We start from the raw sequence: 25510 nt of genomic DNA, 5'->3' as shown, positions 1-25510 counted from the left end.
ACATAACCCTATGATGTGTTGGGTTTAATCACCATGATCCGGGATTATTTATGTCAAGTATGACCCCAAACGCTGATATTAAACAGGGCGTTAACTCCGTAAAACTTCATTCATTATTACAGCAGCAATTTGGCTTTGATCATTTTCGAACTGGCCAACAAGCAGTTATCGAAACCATCTTAAGCGGCCAGTCTGCGTTAGCGATTTTTCCAACGGGGTCGGGAAAGTCTTTGTGCTATCAATTTTGTGCTCAGCAATTACCGAATCTGACCTTGGTGATTTCACCCTTATTAGCATTAATGAAAGATCAACTGGCATTTTTGACCAGTAAAGGCATCGCTGCGGCCAGTATTGACTCAAGTTTAACTTATGAACAAACCCAACAAGTGATGCGAGATGTGCGCGATAACCGCACCCGGATTTTAATGGTGTCGGTTGAGCGTTTTAAGAATGAACGTTTTAGACAGTTTTTACATTCCGTGCCGATTTCATTACTGGTGGTCGATGAAGCCCATTGTATCTCTGAGTGGGGTCATAACTTTCGTCCTGATTATTTAAAAATACCGCAATTTTGCCAGGCATTTTCTATCCCACAAACTCTGTTACTGACCGCGACAGCTACTGCGCAAGTTAAGCACGATATGGCCTCGCGATTTGGTTTAACGCCAACACAAATCATTCAAACCGGTTTTTACCGCGCTAATCTTGATTTGTCGGTCTTGGCAGTGAGTCAGCAAGATAAAAATAACCAGCTCGTCGATTGCGTTAATTATTATGCTAACAACGGCCAAACGGGTGCTGGTATTGTGTATGTGACTTTGCAACAAACGGCAGAAGATGTGGCACAAGTATTAATGGACCAGGGGATTAATGCTCGCGCATATCATGCTGGTATGGAGCAGGAGGCGCGCCAAAGTATTCAGCAACAGTTTATGGATAATCAGGTGCAAGTCATTGTGGCGACCATTGCTTTTGGCATGGGCATTGATAAGTCCGATATCCGTTTTGTTATTCATTATGATTTGCCCAAATCGATTGAAAATTACAGTCAAGAGATCGGCCGTGCAGGGCGCGATGGCCAATTGTCTCATTGTGTCACGTTAGCGAATCTAGATGGCCTTAATACGGTAGAAAATTTTGTCTATGGTGATACGCCAGAGCCTGAAAGTATCAAGCAATTGCTTGAGATTATTGCTGATGAAACCGATCAAGGCCGCTGGGAAGTACAAGAGTTGCCTTTATCAACTGCCTGTAACATTCGCAGCTTGCCGTTAAAAACCTTGTTTGTACAATTAGAGCTACTTGGGGTGATTAGCCCAAGCTTTGCGTATTTTGCTGATTTTAAATACCGCTTTGTTGAAGATAAGCAGGTTATTTTGAGCCGCTTTAATCCTGAGCGTCAGGCTTTTTTAAACCAGTTATTTGAGCATACTCTGTTTAAAAAAATCTGGGGGCAGTTAGATTTTGACAGTTTGTACCAACAATATGGCGCCGAGCGTCAACGTGTTGTGGCGGCATTAGAGTACTTAGCGGAGCAACAGCTGATTATTCTTGAAACTAAAAAAATCACTCAGGTGTATAACGTCAACCAACAAGCACTCGTCAATCCTGCACAGTTACAGGCGTTAAGCGTACAGTTAAGCGATTATTTTGCTGATAACGAGCGCAAAGAAATTGTCCGTATTAGCCAGCTGGTGGCATTTTTTGAACTCAACACTTGTTTAAGTGCATCACTGGCCGAATACTTCGATGATCAAGCCGCGCCGAAATCATGTGGTCATTGCAGTGTTTGTCGTGGTCAAATTGCGGTATTATCTAAACAGGCGTTAGCTCCATTACCAGACTCAGCTAACGTTGTTGCATTGCTTGCGCCATTACACCAAGTGGCTCAGGCTAAATCGCTACCCACTGTGACTGTTGCGACACAGGCTAAATTTCTTGCTGGTATGGTGATGCCAAGATTTAGCCGTTTAAAAGTCAAACAATTTGAAGGCTTTGGCCGTTTTAGTGCTTACCGATACAAAGATATTCTGGCTGCTGTTAACAAGGTGAATTCATGAAACCCGTTCCTGAAGCATTATTAAAAAAACACGCCAATTTAGTTCAAAGTGAGGGGGTCACAGTGGTGTCCCACACCCAGCGCGAAGTGGGTGAGTGGGTATTACAAACCTTGATGATAGAAGGTTGCGATGTGCCGTTTAAGTACAAACGCCCTAAACGCTTTAAAAGTTTACAGGGCCAAAAGGTCAACCTGATTTATTATCCAGCCAAAGAATCCGTGGCTGGATTTGAAATTGAAGTCATGCAAGTGGTTCGGGTTAGACGCTACTAGGAGCTTGACCTCAACCTCAGCTAAGGTCATTTCGCAGACAAGCCCTCTGTTATTTTTGATCATTAGATAAGTACTGGCTTATCTTTGATATTGGCTGCGGGGAGCTTAGGGCCGAAAGCCATCTCAATGAATACTCTTTAACAATAACGACCAATATAGCCATTTTGCACGCTATAAGGGGTTATTGGCCGCTATATTCAAAGTCACTTGCTATTTGCCAAATGCGATAACGTAATTGAGCGTCTTTAGGTAAATAAAATACCTTTGGCAAACGGCTATCGTATGCTTGGGTAAGGCTGTCATTGAGAACCACAAATTGTGCTTTTTTTGCATCGGTACACATCATTAGGGTACTTGGCCCTTGTATAATGCTGTCCACTTGATAATAACGATAGCCCCAACCATCAATCGACATGGTTTCTATCTCGCCCATTAATTTTACCTTGTTGCAATCGACCAGTTTGTTTTGGCCTATCTGGATTTCAATTAAGTATTCTGACTCACTGTTAAGCTTAGGCAGGGTTAATATGTGCTGCACCATGCTGCCTTGAGGTGCAGGATACATGTTAGTGTCTGCTTGAGCTTGATAGTTTTCTGCACTCATCACAGTGGTTTGTACCGTGATTGTGTTTATTGCGTCATTATTGGTTTTAGGTGTAGCCTGACTTGCCAATGACACGCTAGCGAGAAGTAAACTGGCGGCCATGAGTAGCGCCTTACATCGTATGGTTGTGTGCATTGTTGGTCTTTCCTTAATGAGTATGAATAACGAGTTAAACGACAGAGACTGACAAAAGGGTTATTTTGAAGGATTTATTTTCAAACAAAAGTTTGCTCAAAATTAACATCTCTAATTGAGTTTAGATCATAAGTATGACATAACATACTGATAACCTTTGACACATTGTTTATATCATAAGGTATCGTTTTCGATGCACAATAATCAAAATTTAGAACAAACCTCGCACATATTGCACCTCGTGTTGCCTAAGATGTCTGAGTTAGCCATTCCGGTCACGCCTGAAAACTATGCAATTTGGTTTGATTATTTTGCAGAAACCAACCTCAATTTAAAACGGGCTATCGATGGCTTAATTGCCAATGATGTTAAGTTTACACCAGAAGTCAATCTGGGTTTGTATAACCGCTTTATTGAAGAACGCTCGCCTGAAATCATCGAAAATGTCCAAATTGAAACGCAAATTCTAATCAATAGTTTGGTCCATAAAATTGAGCAGTTAGGCGAGGGGACGGCAAACTTTTCTGGCAACTTAAGCGAGTTTAACCAAAAACTGCAATCTAACCCTAATTCTGATGAGTTAACCTTGTTAGTAATGAGTATTGCTGCCGAAGTGGAACAAGTGATTGCCAGTAACCGCCACATGTCTGAAAGCTTAGTGTCACTGTCTGATGAAATCGCCAACCTTAAAAGCGAGATGGATAATTTAAGCAAGGTGGCCATGACCGACGAGTTAACCTCGCTCAATAATCGCCGCGCTTATGAATTGTTTGCCGCTGAACAAATGACTAAGTTTACCGACACGCAAACCGTGTGCAGCTTGTTGATGATAGATATAGATAATTTCAAACAATTTAACGAAACCTTTGGTCATTTGATTGGAGATAAAGTGTTGGCTTATGTCGCATTGGCCATGAAACACACGGTAAAAGGCGATGACTTAGTGGCGCGTTATGGCGGAGAAGAGTTTGTAGTGATGTTGCCCAATGCGAAGTTAACCGATGCGGTCAATGTGGCCGAAAAAATTCGTGAACGAATTTCACTTAAACAATTATCGATTGGTAAAGAAAAGAAACAAAACTTAGGCCATATTACGGTATCGATTGGAGTCGCCAGCATTCAAACCGGTGATGATGCCGACACCTTATTAGCGCGTGCAGATGAACAATTATATGTTGCCAAAAGAGCGGGTAAAAACTGCGTAAAATATGCTTAATTAACCTTGTTTGATTTATAGTCAATAAAAAGGCCAGCAGTCAATCTGCTGGCCTTTTTGCTTAACGTATTGGCTTAACCGCTTGTTTGTTTGTCTTTGTTTTCTAAGTCCATATGCATTTTAATCAGATGCTCTTCCATATCAAACGATACGGTAAAACCTAATGATTTGGCTAAACTGGCCATATTACGGTTTTCAAACATAGTGAAACCGGTTAAGTACAAGGTATTGTTGTTTTTGTAGTACGTAATCAGCTTTTCAAGCAGAAGCTTACCCAGACCAATCCCCTGGTAATCACTGCGGACAGCCATCGCAAACTCTGCCTCGGTGTTATCGGGGTCAATAGAGGCTCTGACTGCACCTAAGGTTAATTCTTCACCCTTTGTGGTTGTGGTGGTCGCAATAAACGCCATTTCACGCGCATAATCGATTTGTGTGAGTACTGCCATCTCTTCATGGGTCATCCTTGAACGCATTCCAAAATAACGTTTGTATCTGTCTTCATCGCTCAATGAATTATCAAACTCTAAGTGCTTGGGCTCATCTTCTGGCAAAATGGGCCTTAACATAACGGTTAAACCATTTTTAAGCGTCGATGTTTGTTCTAACTCTTTGGGGTAAGGCATGATAGCCAAACGACCAATATTGTCTTGTGGGTTGTCATGCAAGCGCATATTGACATCTAACAAGGTGATTTTTTCTCCCGCGGCTAACACGGGGTTGATGTCTATTTCAGCAATTTCTGGGCAGTCGATAACTAACTGAGATATTTGGGTCAACATAAGACATAGCGCATTCATGTCTAGGCCCAGTGGTAAATGCTTGTCGCGCAGTTTATTGGTTTTGAGTGCTTGAATCACCATGTAACGCGCTAAGGCCATATTCAGTGGTGGCAATGCTACGGCGGCATCGCGGGTAGGATCCCAATCAGACCCACCTTCGCCAAGACAAATAGCAGGCCCAAATACTGGGTCGTTAATGACCGACACGCGAATTTCTTGTGCGCCTGCAGTTAACGCCATTTTTTGGATAATCAACCCATCAATTTTTGCCTGTGGATTGATTTGATGAACCCTGTCGATAATCGAATGCGCTGCATGGCTGACATCGTCATCTGAAGTCAAATTGAGCACCACGCCGTGAACATCTGATTTATAGAGTAGGTCAGGTGACTGCACTTTTAGCGCGACCGGGTAACCCGCGCTATTGGCGACATTAACCGCTTCGTCAACATCACTGACAAACCAAGTATCAATGGTGTTTAATCCATAGGCTTTTAATATATCAACCGCTTGATGGGTTTCTACCACCGTTTGTCCGCGTTCGAGAGCCTGTTGTAATAAGGTTTTGGCAATGTTGCGATCGGCAGGGATATTGTCGGGTATCGACAACGGCACTTCTTGCAATAATTTTTGGTTCCGGCGGTATTCGACCATGTGCATAAAGGCCCGTACAGCCCCCTCTGGGGTCCGATACGTAGGAATGCCGGCTTTAGTAAAGCGTTTGCGCCCCAGATAGGCCGAGTCTTCACCGCTCCAGTTGGTTAAAATATTTAACTTATGCCGATTCGGGTTTTTATTAATCGTGTCAATGATGCTTGTGGCAATCTCGACACTTTCAGCCAATATTGACGGCGAATGCAACACTAAAATCGTGTCGGCATCATTGCTATTCATTAAAATCTCGAGAGTTTTAGCATAGCGCTGGTAGTCTGCATCACCAATCATGTCGATAGGATTCTGCCTTGACCAGGTATCAGGTAAAATCTGATTCAGTTCGTTAATGGTGTTGTCAGACAGCTGCGCTAATTTACCGCCTTTGATAATTAACTCATCAGCCGCCAATACTGCAGGGCCGCCGCCATTGCTCATAATGATTAACCGCTCACCTTTTAATGTGGTTGAGTGGGCAAGACTCTCTACTGCGGCAAACAATTCAATTAAATCATTTACCCGCAACATACCGGCACGACGAAACGCCGCTTCATATACGGCATCATTACCACCAATGCCGCCGGTATGGAGCATGGCTGCTTTAACGCCTTCATGACTGCGGCCAGATTTGATCACAAAAATAGGTTTATTACGCGCAGCGGCGCGGGCTGCAGATAAAAAATGGCGTTTTTCATTTATGGAATCAATATAAAGCATGATAGCGCTGGTTTTGCTGTCGCGGCCGAGGTAATCCAGCAGCTCATCAAAGTCGATATCGGTGGCATCACCGAGCGAAATAAACGATGAAAAACCAATGCCTTTATTGTTGGCCCAATCTAACACTGTGGTACAAATGGCTGCTGATTGAGACACAAAAGCAATCTTGCCAGGTATGGCACCAGCATGGGCTAAACTGGCGTTTAAGCCGATGGGCGGTAAAATCATCCCGAGGCTATTGGGTCCCAATAGCCGCATACCATAACGTTTAGCATATTGTTTGGTTAGAGTGAGCAAATCGTTACCGTGCTCGTCGGTTTTTAACGCCATACCCGAAGCCATAATAATGGCCACTTTACAGCCAAATTGAGCTAGCCGTTCTACAATGCCGGGCACTTTTTGGGCGCTAGTACATATGATGGCTAAGTCGGGTTTAATTGGTAGGGCTTCAATATTAGGGTAAGCAAGTACTCCCATTACCGCAGTGTATTTTGGTGTGACGGGCATTATCGGCCCCGAAAATCCACTGGATAATAAGTTTTTCATAATGCCTTTGCCGGCACGTTTATCACCATTTGATGCACCAATAACCGCGACTGACGTGGGTTTAAAAAGGGAATGAATGCTACGTTGACTCATATTAGTGTCCTGTGGTGATAACCTATGCTAATCAGACTAGCATATTCTCAATAAAATGATGATGTTGCACTATTTATTATTACCTATTTATTTATGTCACCGCTCAATCAGCGGGCAGTAAATAATGTTACCGAGGTATTCATATCACGTAATTCATTTATATGAGATAAAAAAGGGGCCTTACAAATAAGGCCCCTTAATCATTTATCGCTGTGAGTGCTAGTTTTGTTGTGACTCTTCTAGCTTGTTATTTGGCGTGGCTGGTGAGTAAATACCAATAATTCGCGAAATTAAAGCCTTTGAATCTTCAATGGCAATATATAAACATGGAATTAAACACAGGGTTACCACGGTGGCAAACAACACACCAAAGGCTAATGACACAGCCATTGGGATCACCATTTGAGCCTGCATGCTAGTTTCAGACATAATAGGCACCAAACCGATAAAGGTGGTTAATGAGGTCAACATAATCGCTCTGAAGCGTTTACAACCGGCGTTGAGCACCGCTAAACGCATCGGCACACCCGCTTTTCGTGAGTTATTGACGTAGTCGACCATCACCAGTGAGTCGTTAACCACCACCCCGGCTGCTGCGATAATGCCAAACACTGATAGAGCACTTAAATCAATGTCTAAAATGATGTGACCCATAACTGAGCCAATGACCCCAAACGGAATAACCGACATGATCATCACAGGTTGAATGTATGAGCGAAGCGGTATGGCCAATAAGCTGTAAATCACCAATAACGACAAGATAAAGTCGCGCATTTGAGTGTTAGCACTATCTAGCTGTTCTTGGATATTACCAGACACTTCACTGCGAACTTGAGGGTACTTAGTCAGTAGCTCAGGGATAAAGTTATCGCGGATATCTTTGGCAAGCTTAAAGGGTTCAGCTTGTTCAGCATCGACAGAACCCCATACGTTAATGGTTCGGCTGCCATTTTCACGGCGGATACTATTAACCCCCTGAACCACTTTAATATCAGCCACCTCAGATAACGGCAGTTCACCACCTTGCGGTGTTTTAATTAGTACATCTTGTACCAACGAAATCGAGTTACGTTGCTCTTCAGGGTAGCGCAACATGACTTTGATTTCTTCGCCATTACGGATGATACGCTGCGCTTCGAGACCATAAAAACTGTTCCCCACTTGCGAGGCAATATTGGCTAAGGTTAAGCCTAATGCGTTTGCTAACGGTTTTAATTGGAACTGCACCTCTTTGGCACTTGATTGACGACTGTCGTTGACATCACTCACGCCTTTTAAGCTATTGAGCTTTTCTTTTAACATCATAGCAGCTGCAATGAGTTGCTCTTCGTTGTTACCCTCAAGTCTAAAGCTGATGTCGCCATCTTCACGGCCGCCACCCATTAAACTGTCTTGAATGGTGAACGACTTAACCCCAGGAATTAATGGCATGGCTTGGCGCCAGAGTTCTGCTAGGGCAAAGGTGTCCATAGGGCGCAACTCTGGGTCAACTAATTTGGTCATCACTTCTGCATTAGTTTGGCCTTTTAGGTCAACTTGCATGTCAGAAATCATTCGTTGGCCGTATTGCTGCTCAACCTCTTTATCGACTTTATATAAAGTTTCTTCAATGGCAAGCGCTGCGGCTAAAGTCGCTTTTTCAGACGCATCCACGTTCATTTCAATATTGATGCGCGGAAAATCATGAGGGATTTTAGGTTGGCCAATAAAACGCACTAAACCACCGCTATAAAGACCGGCACAGACTAAAATCAAACTGATAAACAGCATGATCACCGCGTAGCGATATTTAATGGCAATTTCCAATGAGGGACGATAAATATTCTCAATGTATTTAGTTAAATTTCGATCTACAGCACCTTGAATAAAGTTGACGCCATTACGCAACCAATCCAATGGGTTTTTAGACCCGGCTTTAACGACTTTAGGTTTTTTCATGTGTGCTAAATGCGCAGGCAGGATCAGCTTTGACTCAACCAATGAAAAGAGCAAACATAAAATAACGACATAACCAATGGCTTGGCCAAAGGCTGAAGAGGGGCCATCATCCATAGTAATAGGTAAAAATGCGGCAATGGTTGTCAATACGCCAAAAGTAGCTGGCATCGCCACTTTTTGCACCCCACGGATAACGCTTTCAATACTTTGGCCGTGTTCTTCAGATTCGCTGTGGGCACTTTCTCCCATCACAATCGCATCATCGACCACAATACCAAGCACTAAGATAAACGCGAACAAACTGATGACGTTGATAGTGACATCAATAAATGCCATTGGCATAAACAGTAGCGTACCTAGGAAACACACTGGTAGGCCCATCATCACCCAAAATGCTAAACGCACACGTAAAAACAATGCCAGCATTAAAAATACCAATACTGCACCGCTTTTCATGCTGTCTAACATCAACTGTAAACGTCCGTCGAGGTAGTAGGTCATATCAACCCAAGGCTCAAGCTTAACCCCTTGCGGTAAGGCTTTTTGCTTTTTATCAACATAGGTATGGATAATATCTGCAATGTCGGTAATGCTTTGATTTTTTGCGGCGCCAATAAAGAAGGTGACAGAGTTTTTACCGTTGAATTTAGAATATTGAATGCCATCGACAAAGCCATCATCGACTACGGCTATTTCACCTAATGATAATTTAGTGCCGTCATCTAATGTCAGTAAGGGTAACTCTTCAAACTCATAGCCTACATAGGCTTGGTTTTGAACTCGTAAGTTAATATAACCATTTTCAGCTTTGATTTGCCCCGCCGACATATTACGAGAATACCCTTGTACCGCTTGGGCAACATCATTAAATGTCAGTCCATATTCGCGCAGCTTATCTTTGCTGACTTCGATGCTAATTTCATAACCCAAGCCACCGTAATATTCTGAAATATTCACATTGGGCAGTTGCATGATTTCGTTGTGAATTTTATCGCCTAAATCTTTTAACTGGCGCTCAGACATATCACCATAAAGACTTAAGTACATTACTTCTTGTCTAAATTTGATCCGCTCAACCTTTGGCGGTTCCATGTCAGCCGGGAAGGTTGATATTGAGTCAATCTCAGATTTGATTTCATCTAGCACCACTAAAGGATCGTACGACTCCTCAACCTGAAAATAGCCCTGAGCCATGTTACGGTTTGAGTAGGTAATCACCCGTTTTAAGCCTTGAATACTCTCAAGGGCTTGTTCAATCTTAATGGTGATGCCTTCTTCTACTTCTTGGGGGGCAGTACCAGGATAGACGGCGCTAAATTCAATCCAGTTAATTTCAACTTCTGGAAAAAATTGCTTTCGAATGGTGCTCGCGGTGAGTAAACCGCCTAATAATATGATGATCATTAGCAAGTTTGCTGCAACACTGTTGCGAGCAAACCAGGCTATGAGTCCTTTGTGAGTATCAGCCATGATTGTTATTCACCTTCCATCGCAAGTTCAGAGGCATCTTTTTCTGCTTCTTTTTGCAGAATGCGGTCTTCGGGTAGTGCTACTTTCATACCATCAATAGGGTAGTCAAGGGCAGAGGTAATCAGTTGCATACCGTTTTCAAGTCCGTCAGAGATAACCACATTCGCGCCATCTTGGCGGATAACCGTCACGGGTTTATAACGCAAGGTTTTTTCTGCATCCATAATGGCGACTGTACCGTTTATCACTAAATGACGAGGCACAACGGTAACATTACCCGCTTTAAGCCCTGTGACTTCTGCAGTGACATAGGTACCGTAGCGTAATTCTTTTTTGTTGGTATTTAAGCCGTATGGATCGTCAACTTCTGCTACCAGGTAAGTCATACGACTTTTGCTGTCAACCACGCCTTCACTGCGCACAATCTTACCGGTCCAGGTGTGTTTACTACCGGCAAAATTGCTATATAAATTTACCGAAGTACCTACGCCTTTTGCTTGTAAATATTGCATTTCTCTATCGGCGATAGGCAAACGAATTTCGGCTTTGTCTGTGTTGAGCACTTTACCTATCATGCTGCCTTTGCTGACATATGAACCTAAGCCGATGTCACGCGCTTCGATTAATGCATCATAAGGGGCGCGGATCACGGTTCGCTCTAAATCTCGTTTTGCGCGGTTTAAGCTAGCTTCAGCACTTTTGAGTTTGGCGATCTCTTGGGCTAATTGCGGCTTACGCAGACTTAAGTCCGTCGGTTTTTGATTGGTAATATCTGCCCAATCTCTTATGGCCACTTCACCATTTGCACGCTCTTGCACTAAAGAGGCTTTTGAGGAAGCAATATTGGCTTCGGCATCAAGTAGGCTTGATTCATAATCGCTAGGATCAATTTTGGCCAATACTTCACCTTGTTTAACAAATCCACCTTTAACGAAGTTTGGGTCTAAATAAATAATTTCACCACCAACCTGGGCAACGATCTCAGTGGTGTATTTGGCATTAACCACACCATACGAATCAACGTTAAAGGTCATAGGCTGATAGATAATCTCTTTAACAGACACTAATGGTGTGGTATCGACTGGAGGTTTCTCTTCTGGTGGTTTTTTTAATGCAGAAAGCCCAACCAGACCGGCAACGCCAATGCCTAACACCACAAACGGTAAAATTATCTGTTTTTTAGTAGCCACAATGCTTCCTTTTAAGTGATTTTGTATTGCAGTGTCTTCCCCAACAAACTGCAACTAATCTATTTTATATCTTATATGGTAATCGAAATGTTTCTTGTTTGTTGTTTCAATGTGTAAACTTGTGTTTCAGCCAAGATTGATTTTTAACCATATTGTAATCGGTTTATAGGAAACCCCATGCAAATTGCCAATACGTCTAGATTACAACTGTCATTATTAACGCTTGATGACGGTGCATTATTGTTTGAATTAGATCAAGATGAGCGGGTAATGCACTTTTTAAATGGCGGCATTAAAACCACGCAACAACAAATAGATACTGTGATGTTGCCAAGGTTAGCGCAATATTTAAACCCAGAAAAAGGTTGGGGCTTGTGGAAGGTCCAGGCACTTGATTGCGCCGAAAATGATAAACACCAATTAAGTGGTCAATATTTGGGGTGGATTTTAGTTCGGCCAATGCATTTTTTTACCCACGCAGAGCCTAATAATATTGAACTTGGCTGGCGTTTTAAGTATGCCTGTTGGGGTAAAGGTTATGCGACAGAAGCGGCTAGCGCTGTGATGCAAGTAATGAGTACATTAGATGAAGTGACGCATATCAGCGCCGTAGCTGTTGAAGATAATATTGCATCCATTGCGATTATGAAAAAGCTCGGAATGCAATTTCAATATAAACGACTTCACCGCGACCCACTGGGAGATACCGAAGCCGTGTTTTATCAAAAGGCAGTGTAGATATTATTGTTGGATTGAGTGATTAGATTTGATTTTGTAGACAATAAAAAAGAGCAGAAAATCTGCTCTTTTTATATATGTCTTTCACTCGGTGATATATGAGTGAATAAAAGAATTACTTTTGTGCGTCTAGAAAACGCTCAGCATCTAATGCTGCCATACAACCTGTGCCGGCAGAGGTGATAGCTTGACGGTAATGTTGGTCCATTACGTCGCCACAAGCATAAACACCTTCAACGCTAGTTTGTGTAGCGTTGCCTTGAAGACCACTGTTTACTTTTAAGTAACCGTGGTTCATTTCTAACTGGCCAGCAAAGATACCAGTATTTGGGCTGTGACCAATGGCCACGAATACACCAGCAACGTCTAAATCGGTAACAGAACCGTCTTTAGTGCTTTTCTTTTTAAGACCAGTTACACCCATTTCGTTACCGGTCACTTCTTCAAGTGTTTGGTCTAGGTGTAAAATGATGTTGCCGTTAGCCACTTTGTCCATTAGACGGTTGATCAGAATTTTTTCTGAACGGAAACTGTCACGGCGGTGAATTAAGTGTACTTCAGAGGCAATGTTACTTAAGTAAAGTGCTTCTTCAACAGCAGTGTTACCACCACCAATAACAGCCACTTTCTGGTTGCGATAGAAGAAACCGTCACAGGTTGCGCAGGCAGACACACCACGGCCCATAAACGCTTCTTCAGATGGTAGACCTAAATACTTAGCAGACGCGCCAGTGGCAATAATTAATGCATCACAGGTAAATTCGCCATTGTCGCCTTTTAAACGGAAAGGGCGCTCAGTAACATTAACTTCGTTGATGTGATCGAAAATAATTTCGGTATCAAACTTTTCAGCATGCTTTTGCATACGTTCCATTAACGCTGGACCGGTTAAGTCTTCAGCATCGCCTGGCCAGTTCTCAACTTCTGTTGTAGTGGTTAATTGGCCACCTTGCTGCATACCTGTGATCATTACAGGTTTTAAATTTGCACGTGCAGCATAAACTGCAGCGGTATAACCCGCAGGGCCAGAACCTAAAATTAATAGGTTAACGTGACGAGGTTCACTCATGATTTTGTTCTCCGATAACATGCCTTAAGCAATATGCATGGAATTGTATGGAATTTACATCGGCGGGTAAAGGGAAGTTAACGGTAGTAAATCGATTGCGCTAATCTATTGTGTAAATATTATTGTTCAGGCTGGGAAATGGCGTCCATAAACCAGCCTGAATTGCTGATAAAATTGGTTAGATGCTTAATCTTACAGCGATTAATACACTAAATGACACGTGGGTAGATTATTTTTTTCTAAATAATTCTGGTGATACTCTTCTGCCACATGGAATGTTTGTAATGGCACTATTTCAGTCACAATATGGCGTTGCCCCCATTTACCACTGCGCGCTAATGCCAGTTTAGATGTTTCAGCTTGGGCTTTTTGCTCTTTGTCGTGGAAAAATATCGTGCTGCGATATTGGGTACCAATGTCGCCACCTTGCATGTTGAGCATGGTTGGGTTGTGGTTTTTCCAAAATACATCTAAGAGCTCACTGTAGTTAACCACTTCTGGGTCAAATTCAACTTGTACGACTTCTGCATGGCCTGTAATACCTGTTTTAACTTCTTTATAGGTAGTTGAACTGTCTTTGCCACCCATGTATCCACAAGTCGCGTTACTCACGCCATTAATTTCGCGAAAAAAATACTCAACACCCCAAAAACAACCTGCACCAAATGTTGCTAACGCCATGACATACCCTTAAAACAAATATAGAAGTCTAGATGGCTATAATTGTGTGGAATATTTTGATGTTTTGCAAGCAAACTTTGCTTAATAAATAAATCTAACTTATAGCAACAATAAAATACGCTAGGGCTATGATAGAATCCGCGCCAATAAGTGCGAATGAATCCACAGGTACGTGGTATTTACTGCGCCGTATAATAATGAAACAAGGAGTTAATCGTGTTATCTGACCTTATGATAAACAATGATTTTTTAGCTTATACCTTAGCAAACCCAACTCAATTACCTGCCGGGTATCATTTTATGTTGGGTCAACACACTCGCGTTGAGGTGCTAGACACTGGCGTGATCTCGTTTTCTCCCGCAACAGCCAGTAAAGATATTGTGTTGTCATGTGCGGTACACGGTAATGAAACCGCCCCCATCGAAATTTGTAACCAACTCATTAGCGATTTACTCAACCAGCGTATTATTGCTAAACAACGTGTGATGTTTTTGATTGGTAATCCAGCGGCCATCCTTAACAAAACCCGCTTTATAAACGAAAATATGAACCGGTTATTTAGCGGCGCTCATTCAAAAGGTGAGGGCTTAACCCACCCAGAACGCCATCGTGCTAAAGCGCTAGAGCAATATGTGGCAGACTTCTTTAATGTTAACAGTGACCGCCAACGGATCCATTACGATTTACACACGGCTATTCGTCCATCAAAGCACGAAAAATTTGCCATTTATCCGTACCGCCCAGGTCGCGCATTCAGCGGCGAGCAAATGATGTTCTTAGCTGATTGCGGCGTTGACACCATTTTATTCCATCATGAACCCACCACTACATTTAGTTATTACTCTTCTGAGCAATTTCAAGCAGACGCCTTTACCGTTGAGTTAGGTAAAGTGATGCCATTTGGCCAAAATGATATGAGTCGATTTACCCAAACTCATACTATGCTTGAAAAGTTAATCACGGAATCATCATTGCCCGCAGTAACCTTTGACCCAGATAAAGTCAATTTGTACAAAGTTTCACGCTCAATCAATAAACATTTTGATGATTTTGAGTTTAGCTTTGCTGGTGACACCAAGAATTTTAGTGCGTTTAAGCAAGGTGAAGTCTTAGCAACAGAAGGCGGGAAGCAAATCACAGTAGAACAACCGTTAGAAGCGATAGTATTCCCTAATGCGAACGTACCGGTTGGTCAGCGTACGGTATTGTGTTTAGTGCCCGCGCTGAACGAAACGATTGTCTAGTCGTAAAGCAATATATACATGTTAATCGTGAGTAAAATACGTTTACAATGAAAGTAGGTATTGATAGGTAGTTTACGTTAACGTAATGTTTACTTGAACCATATAAATGAAGCGATATTAATATTGAATATCGCTCAACAATAACAAGAGCATAATATGAGCAACGCACCACTGACCAATGAAACAGTGCACCGTGTCAGCTTCTTAGACAAAGCGTCATTGCACATCCCCATTTTGCGTATTTTGCAAGCTGACGGCACCACGTATGAAAATGCCGTATTACCCGTTATCGACAAGCCTTTAGCCGATAAAATATTCGACACCTGCGTTTTCACACGCGTACTAGACGAGCGTATGTTGGGTGCGCAACGTCAAGGCCGTATCAGTTTTTACATGACCTGTACCGGTGAAGAAGCTTCAATTATTGGTAGCACTGCCGCCCTCGATAAAGATGACGTTATTTTAGCTCAATACCGTGAGCATGCCTCATTGCGTTATCGCGGTTTCAGTACTGAACAATTTATGAACCAAATGTTCAGTAATGAAAAAGATTTAGGTAAAGGGCGTCAAATGCCAATCCATTACGGCAGCCGCGAGCTCAATTATCAAACCATTTCGTCACCATTAGCAACGCAGATCCCGCAAGCTACAGGCGTGGCTTACGGCATGAAGTTACAAGGTAAACGTAATGTTGCCATCTGTTACTTTGGTGAAGGCGCTGCATCAGAAGGTGATTTTCATGCTGGCTTAAACATGGCAGCAGTATTAAAAGCACCGGTTATATTCTTTTGTCGTAACAATGGTTATGCCATTTCAACGCCAACAGAAGAGCAGTTTGCCGGTAATGGTATTGCTAGCCGTGGTGTGGGTTATGGCATGCACACTATCCGTGTTGACGGTAATGACATGCTAGCCGTGTTAGCCGCCACCCAACAGGCTCGTGCATACGCGTTAGAGCATAATGCCCCGGTATTAATTGAAGCCATGACCTACCGTTTAGGCGCGCATTCATCATCAGATGATCCATCGGGTTACCGTTCAAAAGATGAGGAAGCCAAATGGCAGCAACACGATCCGGTTAAACGCTTTAAATTATGGATGATTAATAAAGGTTGGACTAACGAAGCTGAAGAAGCCACGTTATTTGAACGTTATCGTGAAGAAGTATTAGCTGCTGTAAAAGTGGCTGAGAAATTGCCTATCCCGAAACTGGATGAAATCATCGAAGATGTGCTTGATAAACCGACACCTGCGCTTAAAAAGCAGCTTAAAGAGTTAAAAGAGCATATTAATAAGTATCCAAAGGCCTATCCAAAAAGCGCAGGGAGACTCTAATCGTGGCTCAAATGAATATGTTACACGCCATCAATGAGGCGTTATCAATTGCCATGAAAGCCGATGAGCGCATGGTTATTTTTGGTGAAGATGTTGGCCACTTTGGTGGTGTTTTCCGTGCAACTTCTGGCTTGCAAGAGCAATATGGTCGAGAGCGTTGCTTTAATACTCCATTAACCGAACAAGGTATTGCTGGCTTTGCCAATGGCCTGGCTTCTTATGGCATGACAGCCGTTGCTGAAATTCAGTTTGCTGATTATATTTTTCCGGCATTTGATCAAATCGTCAACGAGTCAGCTAAATTTCGCTACCGCAGTGGTAATCAATTTGATGTGGGTGGATTAACGTTCCGCACACCTTATGGTGGCGGTATTGCCGGTGGTCATTATCATTCACAATCGCCAGAAGCTTATTTTACGCAAACACCTGGATTAAAAGTGGTGGTGCCGCGTAATCCTGAGCAAGCCAAAGGCCTGTTGTTGGCTGCAATACGCGACCCAAACCCAGTGATTTTCTTTGAGCCTAAGCGTTTGTATCGTGCCTCTGTAGGCGAAGTGCCAGCGGGCGACTACCAAATTGAGCTAGGTAAAGCTCAAGTGGTTAAGCAAGGTCGCGATATTACTGTGCTTGCATGGGGCGCGCAGATGGAAATTGTTGAAAAGGCCTGCGAGCGTGCTGAAAAAGAAGGTATTTCATGCGAAATTATCGACTTACGCACTTTAGCGCCTTGGGATGTTGACACCGTTGCCAAATCTGTGACTAAAACCGGTCGATTGTTGATTAACCACGAAGCGCCGCTAACCGGTGGTTTTGCCGGTGAAATCGCTGCAACCATACAACAAGAGTGTTTCTTATCGCTTGAATCGCCAATTAGCCGTGTGTGTGGATTAGATACCCCGTATCCGTTAATTCATGAAAAAGAATACATGCCTGATGAATTGAAAACCTTCGAAGCCATCAAGGCCTCAGTGGCGTTTTAGGAGTAAGATATGATTAAAGACTTTATTTTACCCGACATCGGTGAGGGTGTGGTTGAATGTGAATTAGTCGATTGGTTAGTTAGCGAAGGTGATATTGTCACTGAAGACCAACCGATTGCCGATGTGATGACCGATAAAGCGTTAGTGCAAATTCCAGCGCCCCATGCCGGAAAAATTACCAAGTTATATTATGCCAAAGGCGATATTGCCATTGTGCATCAACCACTTTATGCGGTTGAAATGGATAGTGATGATACCGGGCACGCTCAAACTCCTACAGCAGAAGTGACGCCCGTGGTTGAAGCTGTAACTACTGCGATAGTCACCGAGAGTCACTCAAACATAGAAGACTTTTTACTGCCCGATATTGGTGAAGGCATTGTTGAGTGTGAACTAGTTGATTGGCTTGTTGAAGAAGGCGATATGGTGGTTGAAGATCAACCTATTGCAGATGTGATGACCGACAAAGCGTTAGTGCAAATACCCGCGATGAAAGCCGGTAAAATTGTAAAATTGCATTACCGTAAAGGCCAACTTGCTAAAGTGCATTCGCCTCTATTCGCTATCCAAGTAGAAAGTGAAGACGCGCCAATGACTGAAGCGGCAGAGCAAGTGGTTCAACAAGCTGCAAGCAAAAGTGCGCCTGTTACGGGTGAGCCCGTGGCACAAGGCAAGGCTTTAGCCAGTCCAGCGGTACGACGTATGGCTCGCTCACTTGATATCAATATCGCACTTGTTGCTGGCAGTGGTAAAAACGGCCGAGTTTATAAAGAAGATATTGAACGCCATCAACAAGGTTTAGCAATTAAACCTGCTGTCTCCCCAGCAAAAACGTCGAGTGTCGCAACGCCAACCAGTACAGAAGTGGCTACCATTAGTCAGTCTGGCGCAGATCGCGTTGAACCTATCAAAGGCGTTAAAGCGGTGATGGCTAAGATGATGGTTGAGTCTGTATCAACTATTCCACATTTTACCTACTGTGAAGAGTTTGATTTAACAGAATTAGTCGCTTTGCGTGAAGAAATGAAACAACGTCACTCAAGTGATGAAGTTAAGCTGACGATGATGCCTTTCTTTATGAAAGCCATGTCACTTGCTATGACGGAGTTTCCGATACTGAATAGCCAAGTAAATGCAGATTGCACCGAACTGACGTATAAATCACGACATAACATTGGTATGGCTGTTGATTCAAAAGTGGGCTTATTGGTACCCAATGTTAAAGATGTACAAAGCAAATCCATTTTAGATATTGCCGCTGATATTACCCGGTTAACGACTGCGGCTCGCAGTGGACGAGTATCACCAGCAGATTTAAAAGACGGTACGATTTCAATCTCTAATATTGGTGCATTAGGTGGCACAATAGCGACGCCAATTATTAATAAACCTGAAGTGGCTATTGTGGCATTAGGCAAGTTACAGGTATTGCCACGTTTTAATGCCAAAGGTGAAGTTGAAGCGCGTAAAATTATGCAAGTGAGCTGGTCTGGCGATCACCGTGTGATTGACGGTGGCACCATTGCTCGTTTTTGTAACCTGTGGAAACATTATTTAGAGCAACCGCAAGAAATGCTTTTAGCAATGCGTTAAGCATAATCGCAATGAGATAGTTTACATTAGACTAACTTAACCTAAAGGACGCATAAAGCGTCCTTTTGTTTTTAAGCTCTTTTTCGTATAATACTCTGATATTGTCATTAGTTTGGAACCTGTATGAGTCTGTCGGCACCTAAAATTGAAACTATTGAGTATCCGTTTCCACCCAAACCTGCCGTGTTGTCTGACGCTGAAAAAGCACAATATAAAGCACGAATTAAGCAACTATTGATTGATCAAAATGCGGTGTTAGTTGCCCATTATTATACCGATCCTGAAATTCAAGCTTTAGCAGAAGAGACGGGCGGCTGTGTATCTGACTCGCTAGAAATGGCGCGTTTTGGCCGTGATCATCCAGCAAAAAAATTGATTGTTGCTGGGGTTAAGTTTATGGGCGAAACCGCCAAAATCTTAAGTCCAGAAAAAACCATTTTAATGCCAACCCTTGAAGCAACCTGCTCATTAGATTTAGGTTGTCCTATCGAAGAGTTCAATGACTTCTGTGATGCTCATCCAGACCACACTGTGGTTGTTTATGCCAACACCTCCGCGGCGGTAAAAGCGCGTGCAGATTGGGTGGTAACCTCGAGTATTGCTTTAGAGATTGTAGAACACCTAGACAGCCAAGATAAAAAAATCATTTGGGCTCCAGACCGTCACCTAGGTTCATATATCAATAAACAAACTGGTGCAGATATGTTGTTGTGGCAGGGCGAATGTATTGTGCATGATGAGTTTCAGGCAAAAGCATTACGTGAGCTTAAAAAACTGCATCCAACGGCAGCCATTTTGGTTCACCCCGAATCTCCAGCTAGCGTGGTTGAACTTGCTGATGCTGCAGGCTCTACCAGCCAGTTGATTAAAGCAGCGCAAACAATGGCAAATGATACGTTTATTGTGGCCACTGACCGCGGCATTTTTTACAAAATGCAACAAGCGGCGCCGGGTAAAACACTGCTTGAAGCGCCTACTGGCGGCAACGGTGCAACGTGTAAAAGCTGCGCGCACTGCCCATGGATGGCGATGAACGGTTTACAAGCCATTGAACAGTCATTGATCAATAGTGATAAAACCAATCATGAAATCTTTGTTGATGATGAGCTACGCATTAAGGCGCTTATCCCACTGACACGCATGCTTGATTTTGCCAAAGAGTTAAACATGAAAGTGAAGGGCAATGCTTAATCAACATTTAGCTTAGGTTAGTTATTGTAAAAGAGCCGACATGTTGTCGGCTTTTTTATGCACTGGCTTTACTTATACCATTGCGCGTCACTTATTAATGCGCAATGGTATTTCTTAGGAGTTGGGGCTGAGACGTTAATGAACACAGGACGTATTGAATAAGACTAAAATGATTTGCTGCAAGTAACAAAAAGCCCCGCATCAATGCGAGGCTCTTAAGCTAAATTCAACTAGCTAATCTACAAGGTAGATTACTTAGCGTTCATTAGTGCAACAGTGTTGTCTAACATGCGGTTACTGAAACCCCATTCGTTGTCATACCATGCCATTACTTTCACTAAACGACCTTTAACACGTGTCTGTGTCGCATCGAAATTAGATGAGAATGGGTTGTGGTTGAAATCGATAGACACCAACGGCTCTTCGTTAATCGCTAATACTTGATTTAACGGAGAAGCTTTAGCAGCATCAGTCACAATTTGGTTGATTTCTTCAACGGTAGTGTCACGTGACGCCAAGAACGTTAAGTCAACTAATGATACGTTAACAGTCGGTACACGAACTGCTAAACCGTCAAACTTACCTTGTAGCTCAGGAACGACTAAGCCTACAGCTGCAGCAGCACCTGTTTGTGTAGGGATCATTGACATTGCCGCAGCACGAGCACGACGTAAATCAGTGTGATATACATCTGATAAACGTTGATCGTTAGTATAAGCATGAATCGTAGTCATTAAACCTGATTCAATACCCACAGCATCACTTAACGGCTTAGCCACAGGTGCTAAACAGTTAGTGGTACATGAAGCATTTGAAATCACAGTCATGTCTGCAGTTAAGACGTCTTGGTTAACACCGTAAACAACGGTAGCGTCGACGTTTTTACCCGGTGCAGAAATGATCACTTTCTTTGCGCCAGCATCTAAGTGAGGTTGTACCGCTGCCTTAGATGTGAAAATTCCGGTACATTCGTACACTACGTCAACGTTTAACTCTGCCCAAGGCAACTTTGATGGGTCACGTTCTTGGAACGTTAAGATTTTGTCGCCATTGACATAAATGGCTTCATCATCGTGATCAACTTTTGCGTTGAAGCGTCCATGTACAGAATCGTACTTGGTTAAATGTGCGTTGATTGATGCGTCACCTAAATCGTTTACCGCAACAATTTCGATTGGGTAATCTTTTTCGCTTTCATAAAGTGCGCGTAAAACATTTCTTCCGATACGGCCATAGCCGTTAATAGCAACACGGATAGTCATCTCATATCCCTCAAGTGATAAAATAATTTGGTGGCATGTTGATCGCCTAGTTGTAAAATTACCAAATTAACCGTAATGGTCAAGTGAAATTACCCCAAAAGGGCAATTTAGGGTGATAATTTTCGTATTTTTTTTACATTTAGCACGTTTTGAAGATAATTTAAGCACAGTTTTGTAAGTTGGCATATATCATCCATTAATTCATTATGCGATTGAGATAGCATGATCGTAGTTTATTTCAGCAACATTTCACTTTCACTACCAGCAAATCGTTCACTCGCTACCGCCGCCACCAGTTCAGAGGCTTGTGAATCTAATATTTGGGCTAATTGTTGGTTGCCATGAACCATAGCCAACAATTGAGCTTCATCAGCATGTTGTAAGCTCAGCAATAAATAAGCCCGTGTTAACAGGTATTCTTTTTCAGGATTTTGTTGATGCCGATAAATTGAGGCGAGGGCTAAAAACCAGTCGGGGTTAATTTGGCCTGAGTCGGTTGTGCCTAAAAGATGTAAATACAAGCTTTTTGCATTATCTGGTGACGAACGGACATAGTGAGCAGCAAGTTGGCTAATCATGTCTGGGTCAGTTAATTGACCTTGCTGATAGTGTTGTTCAACGATTGCTAAGCCTGCTGGGTCATTAAAACGCATCCAGCGATAAAACGCTAAATAAACATCATTGTTCGTGCGAGTAAACTCTTGTAACTCTGCTAATGTTTGTGTGCTTACCGCAAAAGCCCGCTCACGGTCTCGGGTACGATCGGTATTGAGCTTATGTTTGACGCCAGCGGCAAGTTCAATGCAATGACTATAGTCTTCAAGGTAGATTAATTGTTGATAAAGTTGTTTACCACTGGGCTCAGGCGTTTGCTTTAATAGGTATCGATGGCGAATAAGATCACCTTTTTCAAACCTACACCAACTATCTTTGTGCAAATCTGCACAAAGTTCAGGATTATTTTTACAAATCAGGTCGCTATTACGGTCATTATTGCAGCCAAAAAGACCAAATATAGCCCCCATAGCAATAAATGATGTAATTAATACAAAATTTCGACTCAAAATTGTCTCCGAGAGTTAAATTGTCTAATAAAATTACACGTTTAGCGAAAATTTGTTACTGGCGAAATTGCTAATATTTCATTACAATGTCGCCGACCAAGAGGGCTTTGCCCATACAATAAACTTATTATTGGTCTTTTCTTTTTGTTACTCAAACCTTTCTGTTAAAAAAACTGGAAAAGTGAGATAAAGGATCCCTACATGAGCGCAGATAAACATTTACAAAGCTGGCAAGAACGTTTCGAAATGGCTGAAGCAATGCAACCATTGCTCGGTAAATTGTATCGTAACCAAGGTGTTGAAGTAATGGTTTATGGAAAGCCATTATTAAACGCATCAACCATCGAAATCATTAAGTCACACCGTTTAGTACGTCGTCATGTTGGTGAAAAGTTACGCCTTCGCGAAAGTTTCCCATTTGTTGAAGCCCTTAGCAAATTAGCAATTAAGCATTGTCGAGTGGATATCGGTAAGTTGGCGATCAACTACTGGCGTAACAACAAGGACGCAAGCGGTATTGAAGCTTACATGGCAGATGCATTAGCACCTGCTGTCAACCATGGTGATGATACTCCTGCACGCGATGTTGTACTTTATGGTTTTGGTCGTATTGGTCGTCTACTTGCCCGTTTATTGATTGAACGTACAGGTAAAAGCAATAAAATGCGTTTACGTGCCATTGTATTACGTGGCGGTAAAAAAGGTGATTTAGAAAAGCGTGCCAGTTTATTACGCCGTGACTCAGTACATGGTCCGTTCAACGGCTCAGTTGAAGTTGATGAAGAAAATAACGCCATCATCGCAAACGGTACGTATATTCAAATCATTTATGCCAACTCTCCAGACCAAGTTGATTACACTCAATACGGTATCAACAACGCATTAGTTGTTGATAATACTGGCATTTGGAAAGATGAAGACGGCTTAGGCCTACACCTTAAAAGCCCTGGCGCAAGCAAAGTATTGCTAACAGCCCCAGCTAAAGGCGCAATTAAGAATGTGGTCTACGGCGTTAACGAAAATGATATTTTAGACGAAGACACCATTGTATCGGCGGCAAGTTGTACCACTAATGCCATTACCCCAGTACTAAAAGCTGTTAACGATAAGTACGGTATTGAAAATGGTCACGTTGAAACGATTCACTCGTATACCAACGATCAAAACTTAATCGATAACTATCACAGTGCTGAGCGTCGTGGTCGTAGTGCGCCATTAAATATGGTTATTACAGAAACGGGTGCCGCCAAAGCAGTAGCTAAAGCGCTACCTGTTTTACAAGGTAAGTTAACCGGTAATGCTATCCGTGTACCAACGCCTAATGTATCAATGGCGATTATCAGTGTTAATTTGAACGCTGAAACCAACCGTGACGAGTTAAACGAATACCTTAAAGACATCGCTCTACAGTCTTGTTTACAAAATCAAATCGACTTTACCGAGTCAACAGAGATTGTATCAAGTGACTTAGTGGGTTCACGTTATGCTGGTGTTGTTGACTCGCAGGCGACCATTGCAGAAGGCAAGCGTGCCATATTATATGTCTGGTACGACAACGAGTTTGGTTACAGCTGTCAAGTTGTTGGTGTGATGCAAAAAATGTTAGGATTAACCACATTATCTTTGCCAAATGCTTAAGTCAGTTTAGTTAGCTGCCGGCTAACTAATAAAGTTTAGATAGTAAAAGCACCTCAAATGAGGTGCTTTTTATATTATGCCTTTTAGCACTTTCAAATAATGTAGTTTACGCATTATTGATTGAGTTATTAGTGACGATAATTTGTGTTAAATTATCAAATAATCAGCACAATGATGATTTATGCATCAAACAGTCATTTTGTTGCAATAATACTGTTGTTATTGATTGACTATCCAGATCAAATCGGTAGAATGCCATTCCGCAGTCAGGGGAAACATCCTCAGGTTGTAATAATTGAAAATGCGATATTAGCTCAGTTGGACAGGTTGAAAGATGATACCTTTCTTGTGGATTTAATAAAGCGTTTGTAAAGATTGAAAATGCGACATTAGCTCAGTTGGTAGAGCGATACCTTGCCAAGGTATAGGTCATCGGTTCGAACCCGATATGTCGCTCCAATTTCTTATCTTCTCCGATGGATTTGATTTTGGAAAGCATGGCGCGATGGCAGAATGGCTATGCTGCGGATTGCAAATCCGTCGATCTCGGTTCGACTCCGGGTCGCGCCTCCACAAAATTGCGTTTAATGGTTACTATTTGTAACGGTTAAAACAACACTTTGCCCGAGTGGTGGAATCGGTAGACACAAGGGATTTAAAATCCCTCGCTGAATAAGCGTGCCGGTTCAAGTCCGGCCTCGGGTACCATTATAATCTCTAGTAATAGAGAGTGGTGTAAAAAAGCCTCAACATTAGTTGGGGCTTTTTTACGTCTGCAATTTAGATTTATTGTTAAGGCAAAAGCAAAATCCCTCGCGCTCTGGTTGAAAATCAGGCGTGCCATTCTTTCGATAAAGAGCCGTCCGGCCTCGTTTACCACTTTTTACTACAAATAGCATACATAGTTCTTTGAAATAAAGAGTTGTATAAACATCTTCGAGATTACTACTCCAGCTCGTTTATGCCCCAAAGCTTGCTTCGCATGCCTAGATTAGATTTGCTTGATACTGGCCTGTTGGCCTAATTTTAGTAATGCTACA

Annotated in this window: 19 protein-coding genes and 3 tRNA genes; 14 read left to right on the top strand and 8 right to left on the bottom strand. The window is 42.5% G+C overall.

Translation table 11 applies throughout. From position 1 onward, the window contains the following. Positions 1-50: 50 nt before the first annotated feature. The gene (locus tag IEY42_RS14585; RefSeq protein WP_373292858.1) at positions 51-2060 is read left to right on the top strand and encodes a RecQ family ATP-dependent DNA helicase; all 2010 of its coding nucleotides are present in this window, start codon (positions 51-53) and stop codon (positions 2058-2060) included. Further along, positions 2057-2332 (top strand): hypothetical protein, encoded by a 276-nt coding sequence (locus tag IEY42_RS14580; protein ID WP_188925928.1) that lies wholly within the window; start codon positions 2057-2059, stop codon positions 2330-2332. The genes IEY42_RS14585 and IEY42_RS14580 overlap by 4 nt, the downstream gene beginning before the upstream one ends. A 181-nt stretch (positions 2333-2513) precedes the next feature. On the opposite strand, the gene eco is transcribed toward IEY42_RS14580, so the two are convergent. Continuing rightward, positions 2514-3038, bottom strand: coding sequence for a serine protease inhibitor ecotin (gene eco / locus IEY42_RS14575; RefSeq protein ID WP_188925927.1), 525 nt, complete (start codon positions 3036-3038; stop codon positions 2514-2516). Positions 3039-3264: 226 nt separating this feature from the next. Between eco and IEY42_RS14570 the strand changes: the two genes are divergently transcribed. Continuing rightward, positions 3265-4287 carry a GGDEF domain-containing protein gene (locus IEY42_RS14570; RefSeq protein ID WP_188925926.1) on the top strand — a complete coding sequence of 341 codons (1023 nt, stop codon included), beginning with the start codon at positions 3265-3267 and terminating at the stop codon, positions 4285-4287. A 74-nt stretch (positions 4288-4361) separates the two neighbouring features. On the opposite strand, the gene IEY42_RS14565 is transcribed toward IEY42_RS14570, so the two are convergent. From IEY42_RS14565 to IEY42_RS14555, 3 genes are all read right to left on the bottom strand, one after another. Continuing rightward, entirely contained in the window at positions 4362-7076 is a 2715-nt protein-coding gene (locus IEY42_RS14565; protein WP_188925925.1) for a bifunctional acetate--CoA ligase family protein/GNAT family N-acetyltransferase, read from the bottom strand. A gap of 219 nt (positions 7077-7295) precedes the next feature. Further along, positions 7296-10484 (bottom strand): efflux RND transporter permease subunit, encoded by a 3189-nt coding sequence (locus IEY42_RS14560; RefSeq protein WP_188925924.1) that lies wholly within the window; start codon positions 10482-10484, stop codon positions 7296-7298. A gap of 5 nt (positions 10485-10489) precedes the next feature. After that, positions 10490-11674 carry an efflux RND transporter periplasmic adaptor subunit gene (locus tag IEY42_RS14555; protein ID WP_188925923.1) on the bottom strand — a complete coding sequence of 395 codons (1185 nt, stop codon included), beginning with the start codon at positions 11672-11674 and terminating at the stop codon, positions 10490-10492. Between the two features lie 177 nt (positions 11675-11851). Between IEY42_RS14555 and IEY42_RS14550 the strand changes: the two genes are divergently transcribed. Continuing rightward, entirely contained in the window at positions 11852-12412 is a 561-nt protein-coding gene (locus IEY42_RS14550; protein ID WP_188925922.1) for a GNAT family N-acetyltransferase, read from the top strand. Positions 12413-12527: 115 nt separating this feature from the next. Here IEY42_RS14550 and trxB read toward each other — a convergent pair whose 3' ends face one another. Then, on the bottom strand, positions 12528-13481 hold the full coding sequence (gene trxB / locus IEY42_RS14545; RefSeq protein WP_188925921.1) for a thioredoxin-disulfide reductase: 954 nt from the start codon (positions 13479-13481) through the stop codon (positions 12528-12530). A gap of 201 nt (positions 13482-13682) precedes the next feature. Next, positions 13683-14162, bottom strand: coding sequence for a peptide-methionine (S)-S-oxide reductase MsrA (gene msrA / locus IEY42_RS14540; RefSeq protein ID WP_188925920.1), 480 nt, complete (start codon positions 14160-14162; stop codon positions 13683-13685). 216 nt (positions 14163-14378) lie between these two features. Here msrA and astE point away from each other — a divergent pair, with 216 nt between their 5' ends. The 5 genes from astE (at position 14379) to nadA (ending at position 20506) form a co-directional block, all read left to right on the top strand. Further along, on the top strand, positions 14379-15407 hold the full coding sequence (astE, locus tag IEY42_RS14535; protein WP_188925919.1) for a succinylglutamate desuccinylase: 1029 nt from the start codon (positions 14379-14381) through the stop codon (positions 15405-15407). Between the two features lie 156 nt (positions 15408-15563). After that, complete coding sequence (locus IEY42_RS14530) at positions 15564-16742, top strand: thiamine pyrophosphate-dependent dehydrogenase E1 component subunit alpha (protein ID WP_188925918.1); 1179 nt, start codon at positions 15564-15566, stop codon at positions 16740-16742. Positions 16743-16744: 2 nt separating this feature from the next. After that, positions 16745-17722 carry an alpha-ketoacid dehydrogenase subunit beta gene (locus IEY42_RS14525; protein ID WP_188925917.1) on the top strand — a complete coding sequence of 326 codons (978 nt, stop codon included), beginning with the start codon at positions 16745-16747 and terminating at the stop codon, positions 17720-17722. Between the two features lie 9 nt (positions 17723-17731). Then, positions 17732-19315: a dihydrolipoyllysine-residue acetyltransferase gene (locus IEY42_RS14520; RefSeq protein ID WP_188925916.1), complete on the top strand. Its 1584-nt coding sequence runs from the start codon at positions 17732-17734 to the stop codon at positions 19313-19315. A 123-nt stretch (positions 19316-19438) separates the two neighbouring features. After that, positions 19439-20506, top strand: a complete 1068-nt coding sequence (gene nadA / locus IEY42_RS14515; protein ID WP_188925915.1) for a quinolinate synthase NadA — start codon at positions 19439-19441, stop codon at positions 20504-20506. A gap of 251 nt (positions 20507-20757) precedes the next feature. On the opposite strand, the gene gap is transcribed toward nadA, so the two are convergent. Together gap and IEY42_RS14505 are read right to left on the bottom strand one after the other, a co-directional pair. After that, complete coding sequence (gene gap / locus IEY42_RS14510) at positions 20758-21768, bottom strand: type I glyceraldehyde-3-phosphate dehydrogenase (protein WP_188925914.1); 1011 nt, start codon at positions 21766-21768, stop codon at positions 20758-20760. Positions 21769-22001: 233 nt separating this feature from the next. Further along, a complete protein-coding gene (locus IEY42_RS14505; RefSeq protein ID WP_188925913.1) occupies positions 22002-22832 on the bottom strand; it encodes a DUF2989 domain-containing protein in 831 nt (276 codons plus the stop codon). Positions 22833-23033: 201 nt separating this feature from the next. Here IEY42_RS14505 and IEY42_RS14500 point away from each other — a divergent pair, with 201 nt between their 5' ends. The 5 genes from IEY42_RS14500 to IEY42_RS14480 all read left to right on the top strand — a co-directional run bounded on the left by IEY42_RS14500 (position 23034) and on the right by IEY42_RS14480 (position 25178). After that, positions 23034-24470 carry a glyceraldehyde-3-phosphate dehydrogenase gene (locus IEY42_RS14500; RefSeq protein ID WP_188923311.1) on the top strand — a complete coding sequence of 479 codons (1437 nt, stop codon included), beginning with the start codon at positions 23034-23036 and terminating at the stop codon, positions 24468-24470. A gap of 144 nt (positions 24471-24614) precedes the next feature. Next, positions 24615-24842: a hypothetical protein gene (locus IEY42_RS14495; RefSeq protein WP_188925912.1), complete on the top strand. Its 228-nt coding sequence runs from the start codon at positions 24615-24617 to the stop codon at positions 24840-24842. Positions 24843-24853: 11 nt separating this feature from the next. Further along, positions 24854-24929: transfer RNA gene (locus IEY42_RS14490), tRNA-Gly, on the top strand. 40 nt (positions 24930-24969) lie between these two features. Continuing rightward, positions 24970-25043, top strand: a tRNA-Cys gene (locus tag IEY42_RS14485). Between the two features lie 49 nt (positions 25044-25092). Beyond that, a tRNA-Leu gene (locus IEY42_RS14480) sits at positions 25093-25178 on the top strand. Positions 25179-25510: the final 332 nt, after the last annotated feature.

Origin of the sequence: Shewanella algicola (assembly GCF_014648035.1) — a bacterium.
Lineage (GTDB): Bacteria > Pseudomonadota > Gammaproteobacteria > Enterobacterales > Shewanellaceae > Shewanella > Shewanella algicola.
The sequence above is the reverse complement of the archived record's forward strand: the minus strand, read 5'-3'. Positions and strand labels throughout refer to the sequence as shown.

Coding starts and splice junctions, on each gene's coding strand:
- IEY42_RS14585 (WP_373292858.1), top strand. CDS start 51: ATGTCAAGTATGACCCCAAACGCTGATATTAAACAGGGCGTTAACTCC.
- IEY42_RS14580 (WP_188925928.1), top strand. CDS start 2,057: ATGAAACCCGTTCCTGAAGCATTATTAAAAAAACACGCCAATTTAGTT.
- eco (WP_188925927.1), bottom strand. CDS start 3,038: ATGGCCGCCAGTTTACTTCTCGCTAGCGTGTCATTGGCAAGTCAGGCT.
- IEY42_RS14570 (WP_188925926.1), top strand. CDS start 3,265: ATGCACAATAATCAAAATTTAGAACAAACCTCGCACATATTGCACCTC.
- IEY42_RS14565 (WP_188925925.1), bottom strand. CDS start 7,076: ATGAGTCAACGTAGCATTCATTCCCTTTTTAAACCCACGTCAGTCGCG.
- IEY42_RS14560 (WP_188925924.1), bottom strand. CDS start 10,484: ATGGCTGATACTCACAAAGGACTCATAGCCTGGTTTGCTCGCAACAGT.
- IEY42_RS14550 (WP_188925922.1), top strand. CDS start 11,852: ATGCAAATTGCCAATACGTCTAGATTACAACTGTCATTATTAACGCTT.
- trxB (WP_188925921.1), bottom strand. CDS start 13,481: ATGAGTGAACCTCGTCACGTTAACCTATTAATTTTAGGTTCTGGCCCT.
- msrA (WP_188925920.1), bottom strand. CDS start 14,162: ATGGCGTTAGCAACATTTGGTGCAGGTTGTTTTTGGGGTGTTGAGTAT.
- IEY42_RS14530 (WP_188925918.1), top strand. CDS start 15,564: ATGAGCAACGCACCACTGACCAATGAAACAGTGCACCGTGTCAGCTTC.
- IEY42_RS14520 (WP_188925916.1), top strand. CDS start 17,732: ATGATTAAAGACTTTATTTTACCCGACATCGGTGAGGGTGTGGTTGAA.
- nadA (WP_188925915.1), top strand. CDS start 19,439: ATGAGTCTGTCGGCACCTAAAATTGAAACTATTGAGTATCCGTTTCCA.
- gap (WP_188925914.1), bottom strand. CDS start 21,768: ATGACTATCCGTGTTGCTATTAACGGCTATGGCCGTATCGGAAGAAAT.
- IEY42_RS14500 (WP_188923311.1), top strand. CDS start 23,034: ATGAGCGCAGATAAACATTTACAAAGCTGGCAAGAACGTTTCGAAATG.